The sequence below is a fragment of the Pseudomonas sp. H11T01 genome (assembly GCF_048515765.1).
Taxonomy (GTDB): domain Bacteria; phylum Pseudomonadota; class Gammaproteobacteria; order Pseudomonadales; family Pseudomonadaceae; genus Aquipseudomonas.
Genome location: NZ_JBLYED010000008.1, coordinates 206645 through 223146 on the forward strand (window position 1 = coordinate 206645; position 16502 = coordinate 223146).

The 16502-nt window shown below is 58.6% G+C and carries 12 protein-coding genes; 7 read left to right on the forward strand and 5 right to left on the reverse strand.

Annotated features, from left to right (window positions below; all coding sequences use genetic code 11):
* Positions 1 to 12: 12 nt before the first annotated feature.
* From mauD to ACN1C3_RS13375, 4 genes are all read right to left on the reverse strand, one after another.
* Positions 13 to 609, reverse strand: coding sequence for a methylamine dehydrogenase accessory protein MauD (mauD, locus tag ACN1C3_RS13360; RefSeq protein ID WP_419116281.1), 597 nt, complete (start codon positions 607 to 609; stop codon positions 13 to 15).
* Entirely contained in the window at positions 606 to 1154 is a 549-nt protein-coding gene (locus tag ACN1C3_RS13365; protein ID WP_419116282.1) for a MauE/DoxX family redox-associated membrane protein, read from the reverse strand. The genes mauD and ACN1C3_RS13365 overlap by 4 nt, the downstream gene beginning before the upstream one ends.
* Entirely contained in the window at positions 1148 to 2362 is a 1215-nt protein-coding gene (locus ACN1C3_RS13370; RefSeq protein WP_419116283.1) for an amine dehydrogenase large subunit, read from the reverse strand. Before ACN1C3_RS13370 ends, ACN1C3_RS13365 begins: the two co-directional genes overlap by 7 nt.
* A gap of 69 nt (positions 2363 to 2431) precedes the next feature.
* Entirely contained in the window at positions 2432 to 3076 is a 645-nt protein-coding gene (locus ACN1C3_RS13375; RefSeq protein WP_419116284.1) for a hypothetical protein, read from the reverse strand.
* A gap of 376 nt (positions 3077 to 3452) precedes the next feature.
* Between ACN1C3_RS13375 and ACN1C3_RS13380 the strand changes: the two genes are divergently transcribed.
* The 6 genes from ACN1C3_RS13380 (at position 3453) to ACN1C3_RS13405 (ending at position 12607) form a co-directional block, all read left to right on the forward strand.
* Positions 3453 to 4454, forward strand: coding sequence for a helix-turn-helix domain-containing protein (locus ACN1C3_RS13380; protein WP_419116285.1), 1002 nt, complete (start codon positions 3453 to 3455; stop codon positions 4452 to 4454).
* Between the two features lie 526 nt (positions 4455 to 4980).
* On the forward strand, positions 4981 to 5865 hold the full coding sequence (locus tag ACN1C3_RS13385; RefSeq protein ID WP_419116286.1) for an NmrA family NAD(P)-binding protein: 885 nt from the start codon (positions 4981 to 4983) through the stop codon (positions 5863 to 5865).
* Positions 5866 to 5953: 88 nt separating this feature from the next.
* Entirely contained in the window at positions 5954 to 7309 is a 1356-nt protein-coding gene (locus ACN1C3_RS13390; RefSeq protein ID WP_419116340.1) for a DUF1329 domain-containing protein, read from the forward strand.
* A gap of 21 nt (positions 7310 to 7330) precedes the next feature.
* Positions 7331 to 9193 carry a DUF1302 domain-containing protein gene (locus ACN1C3_RS13395; RefSeq protein WP_419116287.1) on the forward strand — a complete coding sequence of 621 codons (1863 nt, stop codon included), beginning with the start codon at positions 7331 to 7333 and terminating at the stop codon, positions 9191 to 9193.
* 67 nt (positions 9194 to 9260) lie between these two features.
* Positions 9261 to 11621, forward strand: a complete 2361-nt coding sequence (locus ACN1C3_RS13400; protein ID WP_419116288.1) for an efflux RND transporter permease subunit — start codon at positions 9261 to 9263, stop codon at positions 11619 to 11621.
* 14 nt (positions 11622 to 11635) lie between these two features.
* Entirely contained in the window at positions 11636 to 12607 is a 972-nt protein-coding gene (locus tag ACN1C3_RS13405) for a YCF48-related protein (RefSeq protein ID WP_419116289.1), read from the forward strand.
* 552 nt (positions 12608 to 13159) lie between these two features.
* Here ACN1C3_RS13405 and hrpB read toward each other — a convergent pair.
* A complete protein-coding gene (hrpB, locus tag ACN1C3_RS13410) occupies positions 13160 to 15691 on the reverse strand; it encodes an ATP-dependent helicase HrpB (RefSeq protein ID WP_419116290.1) in 2532 nt (843 codons plus the stop codon).
* Positions 15692 to 16071: 380 nt separating this feature from the next.
* Between hrpB and ACN1C3_RS13415 the strand changes: the two genes are divergently transcribed.
* On the forward strand, positions 16072 to 16491 hold the full coding sequence (locus ACN1C3_RS13415; RefSeq protein ID WP_419116291.1) for a polyribonucleotide nucleotidyltransferase: 420 nt from the start codon (positions 16072 to 16074) through the stop codon (positions 16489 to 16491).
* The last annotated feature ends 11 nt before the right edge of the window (positions 16492 to 16502 follow it).

Consider the following 16502-nt stretch of genomic DNA (forward strand, 5'->3'; position numbering starts at 1 on the left):
GTGCCTGGCAACTCAGCCATGTGCCGCATGAAATTGTTGAACCGTGGCGTAGCCAAGGCTTTTCGCCTCGAACAGGCTTTCCAGATGTTCGCGGGTATTGATCAGGCCGTGTGCGGTCACCTTGCCCTGGGCATCAATCAACACCCCATAGGGCAGCTTGCCAATCTGGTAAGCCATGCCAACCTCGGGAGAGAGCAAATATGGGAACTCATCTAGCCCTTCACGCCGAATGAAGGCCAACTGTTCGCCTTCGTCACCATCACTAGCCAGGATCACACGCAGCCAGGCACGCTCCTTTGCCTGGGCCGACTTGAGCACCGGCAGCAAGGTCTTGCACACCGGGCAGGTCGGCGAAAGGAAGAACAGCAGCGTTGAAAGTCCGTCAGCATTGACTCCAACCAGGCTCAGCGCACCGCCGGTCAGGCTCGGTAGATTGAAGACTGGCGCCTCATCCCCGACCTTGATCACCTTGCCCAGCGACAGCGCCCCAACCGGTCGGATGCGCTCGTGCAGCAGACCAATTTGCCGGGTCAGGGCCAGCACCGTCACCAACAAACCGATGATGGCCAACCAGGCAAGGCTATTGGAAACAATCAGTGCTTCGATCATAGGGATAGTTCTCGGGCAGAGTTTTGGTTGGCAATCAGGGTGTTTGCCAGAAGGTAGAAGGCACTGCCGCTGAGCAGCACGCAGCCAATCACCAGCCAATCGTAGAAAACCAAGATTCGGCCGCTCGGCGACAGCAGCAGATTCAGGGTGAGCAGCATGAGAATCAGGTTGCGCCAAACCAATGGCCAGCTGACTGCCTGGCGCTGGGCGCCCGCTTGGCAACCGCAGTCGGCAATGCGCCGGCCCTGGAATAGGCTCTGCGCCATTGCAGTCGCATAGGTCAGCAACAACGCCGCCGCGAGCAACACAACAAAGGGCTGCCGGAAAGCCAACAACAAGCCGGCTGCGGCGACTATCTCAAGCCATGGCAACAGCAAGGTGACTGGACGAATCAGCCCTTGCGCAAGCACGTCATAGCTCTGCAACACCGCCGTGAACCCAAGCTTGTCGCGTAATTTGTGCCACCCTGCAGCCCCCAGCAGCAGGGCCAGGCCAAAACTTATGGCGGTCAACCAGACCGGTTCGCTAAGCAGGCTGATCACCATGGCCGCACCATGTTCAGATATCCATAAGGCAGTCCAGTTATGCTGCGCAGATGTGCGCCGCTCTCGACATCGTAAAGATTGATGTCCTGCTGCAGACGACGTAGCACACCATCCTGGCCCTCGGTGAAATAAATCCAGGCACTGGCCAGCAAGGGCATCGGCAGCACCCAGTCCACACTGTAAAGACGCGGTTGGACGCCGGGACTGACCCCGATAGCGATGCTCAGCTCAGCAAGTTCGATGGTCTGAATTTTTTCGCCCTTGTTCGCATCGAAGACCCAGACTTCGGTGCCCGGCTCCTGAAAGGTGTCTGGCCCGCCTTGATGCATCAACACAAACAATCGGCCACTCGCTGCATGTACGGCGGTGTGCTGAATGCCGCTCATGCGCCAGTCGTCCTTACGTTCATCCGCGCTAAGCAACGACCACTGCTGGGATACGCGCAACTGATCGGGGCCCATCTGAATGGCATACACCTGACTTTGCCGAGAAACGAAGTACCAGGTATCCCCTATTCGTGAGGCTTCAGTGGACAGCAAGTCCTTAAGCGGCTCGAACAACGGCTTGCTGCGCTGCTTGAGCAGTACCTGACCTTGTTCACCCAGGCGCAGGTGAAGAAAACCGCCGTCGCCACAAATGGCATAGAAGTCACGCTTGCCGGCCGGGTAGATCGAAGCGCAGCCGGGTGTTTCCACCTCGCTCACAAAGCGGTCGGCATCCAGATCGACGATGCTGATGGACTGCGCCGGGGTGAAATTGAGCACCAAGAGAAAACGCTCGTCGTCCGACAACACACTCAAGCCGGTATTGCCCAGGGCGTTGATGCGCTTGGGCGGAATCGGGATTTCCCGTTTGGGCGCGAGGGTCAACGGGTCATACACCGTCACCATGTCAGTACGGCTGCCCCGAGTGCTCCGGCTGAAATAGGTTTCTACGGAAAACAATTCATTGCGTGACTGCGCAGGCAGCAGGCTGTTGAACCAGAAGCCGGTATCGAGCTGGCCCAGCATCTTGCCGCTGTCATCAAACAAAAAGGCTCGACCATCAATCTGCGTCGGCGCTCGATTGCCCCATACCCAGAACCAATGCTGGCCTTCATGGGCTGCCAGGGTTTCGACCTTGGCCTGCTCCACTGGGATTTCAGCCAGTGCCAAGGGCAGCTGCAGCGCAGTGCCCAGCATGAAATAGCGCGCTAAACGTTTGAACATATCGATACTATCCATAATCTATTCAAGTTGGCTGCGATTGGGGCTTTCTCACTATTCATGGCCGCCTGCCTAAGCAATACCTTTCTTGCGCACCAAGTCGCGATACACGTAGAAAATCTCAGCAAAAATTAACGACCATGCCAGGGTTTCAATAACCCACTTATTGAAAAAAATTGCAGTGTCTTCGTTGGGCAGAACCATGAAATCTTGAATAGCTGCGACAAACAGATTCAGGACAATAAGCACAATCATCAACCAGCCGTGCAAGATCAGTTTGTATTTAAATGCTTGCTGCACGATATAACCGCAGAAGATCAAAAAGAGTACGGCCGCCAACATCGAGGCGACCGGCAATGCCGCCCGCATAAAGTCCAGCGTTTCAAAACCATAACTGAGAACAAGCGCGACTACAAAAACCAGAATCTCCTTACCGTTGGACAATTCAAAGTTATGCGTCACTTTCATTAAACCGATGGCACCAATAACGGTGACACCAAACAATTTTGAAAACGTATCCAGGTAATGCCAGACATACGCGGAAAATCCAAATACACCGGCTTTATCTAAAATCACGTTGGTTGCAGACACAGCCAGAAAGAACCACTCGTAGCCCAACATGTCGTTTTTCAACTTGAGAAAGAGGTAACCGTAATAAAACCCAACCCAGACCAAGGACGAAACAGCCGCATAAATCATCATATCTCTGCTAGACATTGCCGCTATCCTTTCAGTCTTTACTGGGAGTTTTTTGATTACCCACCGGTACTGCACCCTATGGGCTGGCTTAACCAGTACTGGGGCAGCGCCAGCGCAGGTCATCGGCTTCCTCGGCAAACGGGTATAACCTGATGGCCGTATTGTCAGATCAACGCCCAGCCAGGTGTTACCCAATATCCGCATTGTGCAAATTGCGTTTATTGGCTAACGGCGGCAGCTCCAATGGCTTAAGCTGCGTGAGGCCAATCGTGAGTGAACCTTCAGCACGATGGGCGATAACAGGAGTAGTGGTGGTGCGCGCCGCATGGGATAAGGCGCCTAGTGCTCGGCGGAGCGACCGCCAAGAACCCTATGTTGTCTGAGGAGATTGCCAGTGAACACCAGCGGCGACTTTAACTCCCCTACTCCATTGATCGCGACTGATCCCGTCGCAGTCAGCGTTGCAGAACTGCATGACGTTGATGACTATGGCGCGACCCTGCCTGGCTGGTCCAGCGAGGTCCAGCAGTTGAGCAACGGCGCCTTTGCCGGGCGCTCCAGCTTGGTGAGTTTTGCCGGCATGCAACTGTTTCGCGAAATCACGTCCCAGCGCATGTGCGTTAAATTCGCCACCAAAGCTAATTCGCGCTCTATTGCCTTGCCGCTGGCGTTGTCCCAACCTGCCCTGTTCAGCGGCACCGAAGTCAATCACCGGGAAATCGTCTGCTTTGCCGAGGATGAAACCTTTACCTACTACACAGCACACTCAAGCGACTTGCTGACCCTGAGCTTCGATACTGACGTCTTCACTGCCTATGCCGATCAAATCAAAGATGCCGATGTCGCTCGCAGCCTTAACAAAACGGCCTTTCTAAAGGTCATGCCAGATCAGGCCGCTGAGCTGCAAACATTTCTGCAAACCGTACTGACCGTTCTGCTCAACAATCCGGCCGCCTTGCAACACCAGCATGCACAGGACTCACTGACCGAATCCATTTACACACAGGTGCTCAAGCTGCTTGGCAACGGCGACAACCTGTCCGCATTCGCCATGCCCAAACAACGCTATACCCTGGTTGCACGGGCGCGCGAATACCTGTTTCACGACCCCCATAGTGAGAGCTTCACCATTGCCAGGCTTTGTCACTATCTGGGGGTTAGCTCACGCACCTTGGAATATGCCTTTCAGGACGTCTTGGGCATGACCGCAGTGGCCTACTTACGCGCCTTGCGACTCAACTATGTGCGGCAGGACATCAAGTCTGGCGGGCCACAGACTTCCGTGCTGGATATTGCTGCGCGCTGGGGTTTTTGGCATCCGTCGCATTTCAGCGCAGATTACAAGCGCCTGTTCGGCGATCTGCCATCCGAGACGCGCCGACGTTATGCCAGTTAACGTGATGTCGTCCCCTACATAACCAGCCAGCTATCCCTGCACAGTAACGTTTCGCCCAGTAAAGACCGCAAGTGTCTTTGCCATGCCAAGTAACGTCCCTATCAAATGTATAGCTATTTATTAAGTGAAAAATAGCGCCAGAGCACTAACTAGCCAGCGCTAATTCTGCACGCGCGCAACACATTTCGCCGAAACACGGATTAACCGCGCCCGGCAAAAATTTAAATACCACAAACACTGCGGATTTTGGCTAACGCCTGCACCCTACCTGCGCAAATAATCGACCCAACGCTATGCGCTGCGCCTATTAAAAACAGGTATCTAATGACCGCCATACAGGATCGACTCACGCCATTTATTAACACATAAAACGGCACAGCCGCAGTTGCAATTCGCGCTGAGAATTGATGCATAAACTACAACTTGCGCGGGCGTAAGTGGTGACTCTATCTTTACCAGCAAGGCGAAATATTTAATCAATCAACAGGACCTATTGACTGTGAACAATATAAGCAGAGTGCTAATTATGGGTGCCACAGGAAATATTGGTGGACTTACCGCTCAAGCACTGGCGGTGAAATACCCAGGTATAAATTTACGTCTGACTAGCAGCCGTGACTCTGGCTGCGATGTACTGCGTGCCCTGCATCCACAGGCTGAAGTACTTAAGGCCGACTGGTACGACCCTGGCAGTCTGCCTGCCGCTTTTGCCGGCGTAGACAAGGTGTTTATTGTCTCGCCGGATTTTTACACCGACGAAAGCATCGTCACCCCCAACCTGATTAACGCCATCCAGGAAGCCGGCTGTGCTGCCCAGGTACTGCGCTTGATCTCACTCCCGCCAGGGCTGACGGCTGATCAATTGGAGCCGGACATCCTGGCCACCCGATGTGGGGCCAGCCTCTCGGTTGTCGCGAAGCCACTGCTTGATGCCAGTGGCTTACCCATGACCTACCTCAATGTTGCAAGTTGGCTGATGTTCAATGTGTCTTGGTTCCTGGCTGCCGAGATTAAACAACACCGGCGCTTGGCCATGCCGCAGGCCACCCATGCATCGCGCCTGTGGTTGTCTGAGTGCGACGTTGCCGCAGCAGCAGCCAAGATCCTGGCAAGCGATGCCGCAACCCACGTGGGTCACGAGTATCTGGTCACCGGCACTGAACGCATCGACTTTATCCAGCTCGCCGAGCTACTGGGTGAAGTTATCGGTGAGCCGGTTGCGCTGGTGAACGATGACCAGCCCCTGCGCACCGCCACCGGAGAGGCCTTCGATTTGCTCATGACCTACTTCCGTCATGAAACCCGCGATTACGTCGACATTCCTGTGACCGACAGCTTTGCGCAGTTGACTGGCCGCCCTCCCCTGGCCCTGCGCGACTATCTGATAGCCAATCGAACCCTGTTTATCTAGTTCACTGGCGCCGCTAGAAGGCTGTGCGAACGCCGCCCAGCCCTGCACTCCGACCTCTAAAAATAATAGGAGACACCTCGTGAATAGCATGTTCAAACGGACTTTGCTTTTTAGCGCCATGCTTGCATGCTGGGGCATGAGCACGGCACAGGCGGCCACTTCAGCTGAACTGGAGCAACTCGGCAAACAACTCACCCCCTTCGGCGCGGAACAGGCTGGCAATGTTGATGGCAGCATTCCGGCCTGGGAGGGTGGCCTGACCCATGCCCCGGCTGGCTGGGAGCCAGGCCATGGTGACCCCTATGGGGCTGACAAGGTGCTTTTCAGCATCGATGCAAAGAATCTCGGTCAACATCAGTCAAAGTTGCCCGCCGGCCAGATTGAACTGATCAAGGCCTATCCCGGCTACCGTGTGGACGTTTATCCGACCCATCGTAGCTGCACCTTTCCAGACGCCGTGGCGCAGCGCACCAAAAAATTCGCCGCACAGAGCAGGGTTGGCGCTGACGGTTGGCAGTTGGAAGCCGCGGCCGGCGAGGCGATTCCGTTTCCGCTACCGGCCAGCGGTGTCGAGGCGATGTGGAACTACAAATTGCGCTATATAGCCAAGGGTCGGCAATTCGATGCCGCGTTTCTGATGCGGGAAAAGGGCGGGGCGCTGACGCGAATCGAGCAAAAATCCTATGAGTTCTACCCTTATAACGACCCGGCCGTAAAAGCGCCGACAGATACCGGCAATGTCGAAGCCAAGCTGATGTATGACCTGCTTACACCCTCGTCCCGGGCGGGCGAGATGTACCTGGTGCATGCGCAATTGGATAAGCCGCAGGATGCCTGGATCTACTTCCCTGGCCAACGCCGCGTTCGGCGTGCGCCATCCTTTGCCTACGACAACCCGATTGCTGGCTCCGACAGCCTCTACTACGTTGACCAGATCAACATGTACACCGGTGCGCTGGATCGCTACGACTACAAGCTGGTCGGCAAAAAGGAAATGATTGTTGCGTACAACTCTTACAAATTGGTCGATAAGTCGAACAGCTATGAGCAGTTGATCGGTCAGGACTACCTCAATCGTGACGTGCAGCGTTACGAGCAGCACCGGGTCTGGGTGGTGGAGGCAAGCGTGAAAGCTGACAAGCGCCACTCCTTAGCCAAGCGGGTGTTCTACTTCGACGAGGACAGCTGGGCATTGCTGCACATCGATATGTTCGACGCCAAGGGCAACCTTTGGCGTGCCCAGGAAGGCAGCGTCTGGGCTAATCCACAGATCCAGGCATGCACCTCCATCGAGTACGTCAGCTATGACCTGATCGCCCGTCGTTACATTGCCGACGGCTTTACCCAGGAAGGCAAGGTGCTCGATCTGACCGCAGGCCTCGAGGGTCGGGTCAACGACAAGATGTTCAACTCCGACGAACTGCGTCGCCGCGGCGAACGTTAAGTCCGCTCAGAGGAAAAGCTCATGCATAACAAAAACAAAGGCGCGGCCCTTGCCGCGCCGGGCTTCCCGCGTGTGAAAAACAGCCTGACCCTGGTGATGATGGCGGCCTGCGGCCTGGTCTGGATGGCGCCGAGCCATGCGTTTCGCTTCGGCTCCGAAGCGGGGATATCCGGCAGCCTGGATTCGAGTCTGTCCTATGGCTTCGCTCAGCGCCTGGAGTCGCAGAACTGCCATAGCCTCGGCGGTGACAGCGGTGGCTGTAACAACGGCACCCACACCGAGACCGGGCGTTTCTACAATCTGAGCAAAGGTAATGGCTACGCCAACGCCGATATCAGCTACAGCAATGCTGACGATGGCAACCTCAACTACAACAAGCACGATGTCTTCTCGCAAGTGGTCAAGGGCAACCATGAGTTGAGCCTGAAACTCGGTGAGGGTTGGAGCGCACTCGGCCGGGTCGCCTGGGCGAAAGACTTCAAGATGGATAACACCCGAGACACCGAACTGGATGACGACGCCAAGCGGGAAGCCACCGAGCGCCTGCAGTTGCTCGACCTCTGGGTGGCGAAGAGTTTCGACCTGGGCGAGATGCCGGCCAAGGTCAAGGTCGGCAACCAGGTGATCAGCTGGGGCGAGGAAATCTTCGTGACCGGTGGCATCAACCAGATCAACGCCATCAACCTTCCGAACTACCACACCCCCGGCACCCAACTGAAGGAGGTGTTCATCCCGGCACCTATGGCTTCGTTCAACCTCGGGCTGACCGAGACCCTCAGCCTCGAGGTCTACTACCAGTTCAAGTGGAACGCCTACGGCATCGACCCAGTAGGCACCTACTACTCGGGGACCGATGTGGTGGGTGCGGGCAATCTGCCGATCTACCTCTCGACCAGCTTCGTCAACAATATCTTTAGCCCCTTGCTCGGCCTGACCTGCGCTGGCCTGACGCCCACGGGACGCTGCGGCGCGCCAAGCATCAGCGGCCTGAGCGACGAGGAGATGTTCGCCATGGGGCTGGCGATTCCCTACGCCGGCGAGCATAAAGCGAAAAACAGTGGCCAGTACGGCATCGCCCTGCGCTGGACGGTGGAGGAGATCAAGACCGAGTTCGGCTTGTTCTACCAGCGCTACCATGACAAGTTGCCCTTCGTCGGCTACACAGCTACCAGCGCCCCCGATACCCTGTTGGTCGACAACTACTTCATCAACTACGGCGAAGACAAGAATCTGTTCGGCCTGTCGATGAACACCATGGTGGGACCGGTGGCGGTCGGCGCGGAGCTGTCCTACCGGCCCAACGACAGCGTCGGCATCGACCCCCTGGTCCCCTTTGGCGCGGCCTTCACCGGCCAGTTCAATGAATTCAGCGTGTACGACAACGGCGTCAGCAAGGGCTATGTCGAAGAGAAGAAATGGCAGGCGCATGTGAATGCCGTCTACAGCTTCTCGGCCAGCGACCCGCTGGGCTTCATTCCCAGCAGCCTGGGTGCCTCCGATGGCTTCCTGCTGGCCGAGGCGGTCGTCACCCACTATCCGGATCTGGATACCTCGGGCGAGACGCCGTACCTCCTCCCGGACTATTCGCTGCCGGACAAAACCTCCTGGGGCTACGTCGCCGAGATGGGCATCAACTACCCGAATGCGTTCGGTAGCGGTATCACCCTCACTCCGCAGCTGGACTTCTACCACGACGTCAACGGCACCACGCCGAACGCGCTGCCTTTCGTCGAGGGCCGCAAGTCGCTGACCAGCTCCCTGCTGTTCAACTACCGCGACCGTTGGAAGGGTGGCCTGCAGTGGGTGCAGTACTGGGGCGGTGGCGGCAACAACCTGATGACTGACCGCGATTTCATCAGCGGCAACATTTCCTACTCGTTCTGACCGCCGGCGTAAGGTGGGCCAGTCCCGCCCTGCTCCGTTCGCTTGGTAATTTCAGGAAGGCATAACTATGCTGACTTCCCTGGTGCTCGGCCTCGAGCGCTTTTTCTTCCGTAATCGTCTTGCCACCCTCGGCGTGCTGGCCCTGGTGACCCTGGTGATGGGCGGCTTCGCCGCGCAGCTGCGCATGTCTGCCGGCTTCGATAAGCAACTGCCGCAACAGCACGAGTTCATCAAGACCTTCAACCAGTACCGCGACGTGCTGTTCGGCGCCAATCGCATCATCGTGGTGCTGCACGCCAAGGACGGCGATATCTGGAACAAGGAGGCGCTGACCAAGCTCAACGACCTGACCCAGAGCCTGTTCTTCATGCCCGGCATCGACCGCCGCACGGTGACCTCGCTGTGGACCCCGAACACCCGCGCGGTACAGATTACCGAAGAGGGCATGAAGGCCGAGGATGTGGTGGGGGGCGACGTCACCGTTGCCACTCTGAGCGACCAGGCCATAGTCGGCATTCGTGAGCGCACCCTGGTCGGCGGCTTCGTCGGTAGCCTGGTGGCCAACGACTACTCCGGGGCCATGGTGCTGGCCGAGCTGGCCGATCCTGACCCACAGACCGGTCAACGCCTGAACTACCTGGAGTTCAGCCAGCGCCTGGAGGACGAAGTGCGGGCCAAGTACGGCGACGACAAGTACGAGGTGCAGATCATCGGTTTCGCCAAGCAGATGGGCGACATCAGCGCTGGCGCCACGTCGGTGATGGGTTTCTTCGCCCTGGCGTTCCTGCTCACCGTGCTGGCGGTCTATTGGTACACCCGCTCTTGGGCGTTGACCTTCCTGCCGCTGTGCTGTTCGCTGGTGTCGGTGGTCTGGCAGTTCGGCACCATCACGCTGCTCGGCTTCGGCCTTGACCCGCTGGCGATCCTGGTGCCTTTCCTGGTGTTCGCCATCGGCGTGTCCCATGGCGTGCAGCAGGTCAACTTCATCTCCAAGGAGATCTGCGCCGGCGCCGATGGCATGACCGCCGCGCGCCGCAGCTTCTCCGGCTTGCTGATTCCCGGCACGCTGGCGCTGATCACCGCCTTCGTCGGCTTCGCTACGCTGGTGCTGGTGCCAATCCCAATGATTCGCGAACTGGCGATCACCGCCTCGGTTGGGGTGGCCTACAAGATAGTCACCAACTTGATCATGCTGCCGGTGCTGGCCAGCTATTTCCGCTTCGATCAGGCCTATGTGACACGCGTCGATCGACTTCGCCGCGGGCGTGACGGCGCCATGCTCAAGCTCGGGCGCATCGCCGAGACGCGTAATGCGGCAATCGGGGCGGTGCTGTGTCTGGTGCTGCTGGTCGCCGCCGTGTGGCAGAGCCAGGGTCGGCATGTTGGCCATGTCCTGCCGGGCGCGCCGGAGCTGCATATCGACTCGCGCTATAACAAAGACGTGGAAAGCGTGGTCAGCCATTTCGGTCTCGGCCTGGATCTATTCACAGTCGCGGTGGAAACGCCGCAGAACAGCTGCTATCAGCACGAGGTGATGGCCTACATCGACCGCCTGACCTGGTACCTGGCCAATGTGCCGGGTGTGCTCTCGGCGCAGTCGTTGCCTGTACTGACCAAGCTCTCGGCCTCCGGAGTCAACGAGGGCAATCCGAAATGGGCGGCGCTACCGGCGGATAAGTTGTCACTCGGTGAAGCGGTGCGCCAGGTACCCGAGGGGCTGCGGCTGTACAACGCAGACTGCAGCTTGCTGCCGGTCAACCTGTATCTGGCCGACCACAAGGCCAGCACCCTGAAAACCCTGGTGGCGGCCGTGCAGCAATACCGCGCCGAGCACCCAATGGTGGGGGTGAACGTGCGCCTCGCCAGTGGCAATGCCGGGGTGCAGGCGGCCACCAACGAGATCGTCGAAAGCTCCGAGCTGCCGATGATGCTCTACATCTACCTGACCATCGTGCTGCTGGTCTTTCTGGTTTACCGCGACTGGCGAGCGATGGTCGCCTGCTGCCTGCCGCTGACCTTGGCCACCTTTCTCGGTTACTGCTTCATGAAGGCGCTGGATATCGGCCTGACTGTCGCCACTTTGCCGGTGATGGTGCTCGCGGTCGGCATCGGCGTGGATTACGCCTTCTACATCTATAACCGCCTGCAGTTGCACCTGGCCGAGGGGCTGGACATCGCCAGCGCCTTCAAGCTCGCGCTGCGCGAGGTCGGCGTGGCGACCATCTTCACGGCCATCACCCTGTCCATCGGTGTGGCCACCTGGTCGTTCTCGGCGCTGAAGTTCCAGGCTGACATGGGGCTACTGCTGACCTTCATGTTCATGGTCAACATGCTGATGGCGATCACCCTGTTACCGGCCATCGCAGTGATGCTGGATGTGCTGATTCCGCGTCGGGGGCCGGTTTGCGCGCCTCTGGTTGCGCACTGATTGGAGGACACGAAATGCCCAAGAGAGACTTCACTCCCGTGCGTTTGCTGCTGGTTTGCGCCTTGCTGGCAGGCGCCAACATGGTCCTCCACAGCCGTGCCGCTGAACTGACTCCCGCCATGCGCCAGACCCAAGCACAACACGCCCCGCTGGTGGCGGTGAGCCAGGCCGGTGAGCGCCTGGTCGCGGTGGGCGATTATGGCGTCGTGGCGCTCTCCGAGGGGGGGCAGGGCTGGCGGCAAGCCAGGGCGGTTCCTGTCGATACGCTGCTGACCGCGGTTAGTTTCGCCGACGCGCAAAATGGTTGGGCGGTCGGTCATGGCGGCGTGCTGTTGCACACCAGCGATGCTGGCGAGAACTGGACTCTGCAGCAGCACCTGGAAGACAAACCCGTACTGCTTTCCGTCTGGTTCGAGAACACCCGCCACGGCATAGTCACCGGCGCCTATGGCTACGCAAGCGAGACCCAGGATGGTGGCCAGAGCTGGCAACGCCTGAGCCTGGGCGCGAACGATGATGACTATCACCTCAATCACATCTTCTGCGCACCGGATGGCAGCCTGTTCATCGCCGCGGAGGGCGGCAACGCCTACCGCTCGCGCGACAACGGTGTGACATGGGAGGCGTTGGATACCGGCGTCAGTGGCTCGTTATGGAGCGGCATCACATTGCGCGACGGCCGCGTACTACTGGCTGGCATGAGCGGGCGGGTGCTGCTCAGCGAAGACCGCGGCGATTCCTGGCGCGAGCTGGACAGCGGCAGCCAGGAGGCGATCACCGCCGTGACCCAGTTGGCCGATGGCCGCGTGGTGGTGGTTGGTAATGGTGGGCTGGTGAGCGTCTCGGATGCTGACCTAAAGCATTTCAGTACCGCGATTCGTGAAGACCGCTTGAACCTTTCTGCGCTGCTGGCTGTGGATGACGATCAGCTGACATTGTTCAGTCCACAGGGTGTGTTGCATCAGCGGCTGTCATCGCGGCAATGAGTGGCTCAGGCCGACCCAGTACCTGTACAGAACGCGGCCATTTGCCTTGCGATGATCCCATCGAGTTCATCGCAAGGCCTGTCTTAATGAAGCGATTCATTCAAGGCGAAATGAATCGCCTCTAGTTTCGTAGACACCTTTGAAGGCAGGTTGGACTACCCCCTGAACGGTAGACACCTCCAGGCCTTGAACTGAGGCCACTGGACGGTGCCCTGAGCAACCAGCGTTAGGCGAGTGATCGTGCCATTGCGCAAATCACAGGCGCTGGCTCATGCCTTCATCTACACCGCTGTGACAAGGGCGCAGGCGCCGGTGATCCTGATGGGCTATGTGAAGGCTGCAAGGAAAGCAGTTACGAATGCGCCGAAAGCGTTTGGGTGGCAGGTTGCGCTAGGCGGTGCGTATGTTAGTCAATAATTTGACTAAAGTTTTAGGCGTATTTGCAAATACTTCCCATAAAAGACATCCAATAATTTATTGCCACCGGGCTCTATCGAAGTGCGTCCAGTGAGGCATTCCCACGCGGGAGTGTGGGAACGAACATCCTAACCATTACTTCCTTGGTTTGATCCGCGCTGTCGCTTCAGCCACCAATGGGTCATCCGGCCAGTAGTGTTTCGGGTAACGGCCCTTCAGATCCTTCTTCACTTCGGCATAAGTGCTGCGCCAAAAGTTCGCCAGATCCTGCGTCACCTGCACCGGCCGGCGCGCCGGTGACAGCAGGTGCAGCTTGACCACTTGCCGGCCACCGGCAATGCGTGGGGTTTCGGCCAAACCGAACAATTCTTGCAAACGCACCGCCAGAATCGGCGGCTGCTCGCTGTAGTCCAGACGAATTGACGACCCGGAAGGTACGCTCAGATGATGCGGAGCCAGTTCATCCAGGCGTTGCGGCAAGGGCCACGGCAGCAGGTTATGGACAATGCTGGCCAGTTCCAGATTGGCGAAATGGCTAAGCCGCGAGACCTTGCTCAGATAGGGTTGCAACCAGTTTTCCAGATTAGCCAGCAGCGCTGCATCGCTGACATCCGGCCATTCGCTCTGCCCTTTCCCCTCCATATCCAGCTGACGCAACAAAGCCACCCGCGCCTGCCACTGGCGCAACTCCGGCGTCCACGGCAGCAATTCCAACCCTTTGCGCCGTACCAGACTCACCAGTGCCTGGCTGCGTGCCGCTTCATCCAGACCAGTCAGCGGCTCGCGGCTGAGTACCAGTTCGCCAACCTTGCGCTGACGCTCGGCCCGCAGCACGCCTTCGCGCTCGTCCCAGTCCAGTTGATCGACATTGCGCACCTGTTCAGCCAGCACCGAGTCAAACAGCGCCGGATCAAAATCCGCCGCCAGATAAATCCGTTCTTCACGCTGCCCCTGACGGCTGCCCAAATCGGCGATCACCAGCCAGGGTTGTTTCATCAAACTATCGGCCTCGGCGAACAGCGCGGCGCGACCGTTGGCCAAGCGATACTCGGCGCCACCGGCACGCCGCTGCTGTGCGACACGATCCGGGTAGGCCAAGGCCAGCAGTGCGCCCAGCCAGCGCGGATGATCAGGATCGCTGACCGACTCCGAAGCTTTACCTCGCAGATAACCCCGGTATTGCCGCGCCAATTGCCGAGCCCGCTGAACGCCACCTTGAGCACCGCGAGCCGCTCGCTCTTCGCCGGACAACAGCACCAGCCGGCTGTGCAGATCCGCACCGGCGCCACGCAGAATGTCCCGTTCACCGAGCAATGCGGCCACGTCGCAGGCCATGTCCGCCAGCCCCAGCGCCTGCCCACGCAACAACAGATGCGCGATGCGCGGATGGGCCGGCAGTTCGGCCATTGCCTGACCGTGACGGGTCAGTTTCCAGTCCTCAGCGGTCTTGCCTTCCAATGCGCCCAAACGCTCGAGCAAATCCTGAGCCTGTGCATAAGCCGCCGCCGGTGGCACATCGAGCCAGATCAATTGCCCGGGCGTCACGCCCCAACGTCCCAGTTGCAAGGCCAGGCCGGCAAGGTCGGCCGAAAGAATTTCCGCACTGGCATAAGCCGCCAATTGCTCGTGCTGGTCCTGTGACCACAGGCGATAACACACGCCCGGTTCCAGACGCCCCGCTCGCCCGGCACGTTGGGTGGCACTGGCGCGAGAGATCCGTTGTGTATCGAGACGCGTCATGCCACTGCCCGGGTCGAAACGCGGCACCCGCGCCAACCCGGCATCGATCACCACCCGCACACCGTCGATGGTCAGGCTGGTTTCAGCGATGTTGGTGGCCAACACGACTTTGCGCTGGCCGGGCGGTGCCGGGTCGATGGCGGCGCGTTGTGCGGCCAGATCCAGCTCACCATGTAGCGGGCAGAGCAGCACTTCACTGCGTTCGCCCAGCGCGTCGGCCAGTTGTTGATGGACCCGGCGGATCTCCGCTTGCCCCGGCAGAAACACCAGCAGGCTGCCGCTTTCGTCGTTCAAGGCTTCGAGGATGGTCTGCACCAGCCGCGGTTCGATGAATTCCCCCGGCTGAAACGCCCGGCCCCAGCGCATCTCTACCGGGTACATGCGTCCTTCGCTGCGCAATATCGGCGCGTCATCGAGCAAGCCTGCGAGGCGCTCGCCTTCGAGGGTCGCCGACATCAAGAGAATCTTCAGCGGTTGATCGTCACGAAACAAATCGCGGCCATTGAGACTCAATGCCAGCGCTAGATCAGCATCGAGACTACGCTCGTGGAATTCATCGAAGATCAGCAAACCGACGCCTTCCAGCGCCGGATCATCTTGCAGACGGCGGGTGAGAATCCCCTCGGTAACCACTTCGATGCGAGTATTCGGCCCTACTTTGCTGTCGAGGCGAATCCGATAGCCCACGGTTTCGCCGACTTTTTCTCCCAACTCACTGGCCAGCCGTTCGGCGGCCGCGCGAGCGGCGAGGCGACGCGGTTCGAGCATCAGAATGGTTTGCCCCGCCAGCCATGGCTCATTCAATAATGCCAACGGCACGCGGGTGGTTTTACCGGCGCCGGGCGGTGCTTCGAGCACGGCTTCGTGGCGTGTCGCCAAGGCTTCACGCAGCGCGGGTAAAACTTCATCAATCGGCAGAGAAATCATGCTGGCTCCACAGGGCGTGTTCACAGTAAATTGCGGATCGCGTTGGAACTGTGAGCGTGCCAGGCAAGGCGCGGGACGCTGGTAAGGGTCGTTTCCTTACCAAGTCCCGCAACGCCGCATGGCGCGTTCACAGTTTCAACCCGAAGGGCAGAACCCCGGAAAGCGGTATCCGCCGTTACTCGTCTTTGATTGGGGAAAACCAAACCTCACTCCTCATGTACTCTTGCGTCTTCCGGGGTGATGGCGCGACCTCAATTTACTGTGAGCACGCCCTGCCGAGCGCGAGTATAACGGCGAACTGCCAAGCATTAATCATGGTCTGAACTGATAGCGACAACGCTCTTTCACCGTTTCGTTTCGAGTTTGCTCAGGAGATCCACATGCGTATTCCTTCACGTGTTATTGGCGGCGTTCTGCTCGCTACCCTGCTGACCCAAATGACCGCTTGCGGTTCGATCTTCTTCCCGGACCGCCGCGGCCAGATCGAAGGCAAAATCGACCCGGTGGTGGCGGCCCTCGACGCAGTGGGTCTGTTGTTCTACATCATTCCGGGACTGATCGCTTTCGGCGTGGACTTCGCCACCGGTGCCATTTACCTGGAACCTGGCAAGACCGCACAAGTTGCGCCGGAAAAACTCCAGCAGGCCATCGATGCTGACGGCAAGGTTGATAACAGCAAGTTGCAGGCTATTCTCGAACGCGAACTGGGCCGCAGCTTTCCGCTGGATGATCCGCGTCTGATCCAGCACAAAGGCAGTGTTCAGCAACTGGCCCTGTACGGTCTGCAACCCGCCGCGTGATATCGCGTACT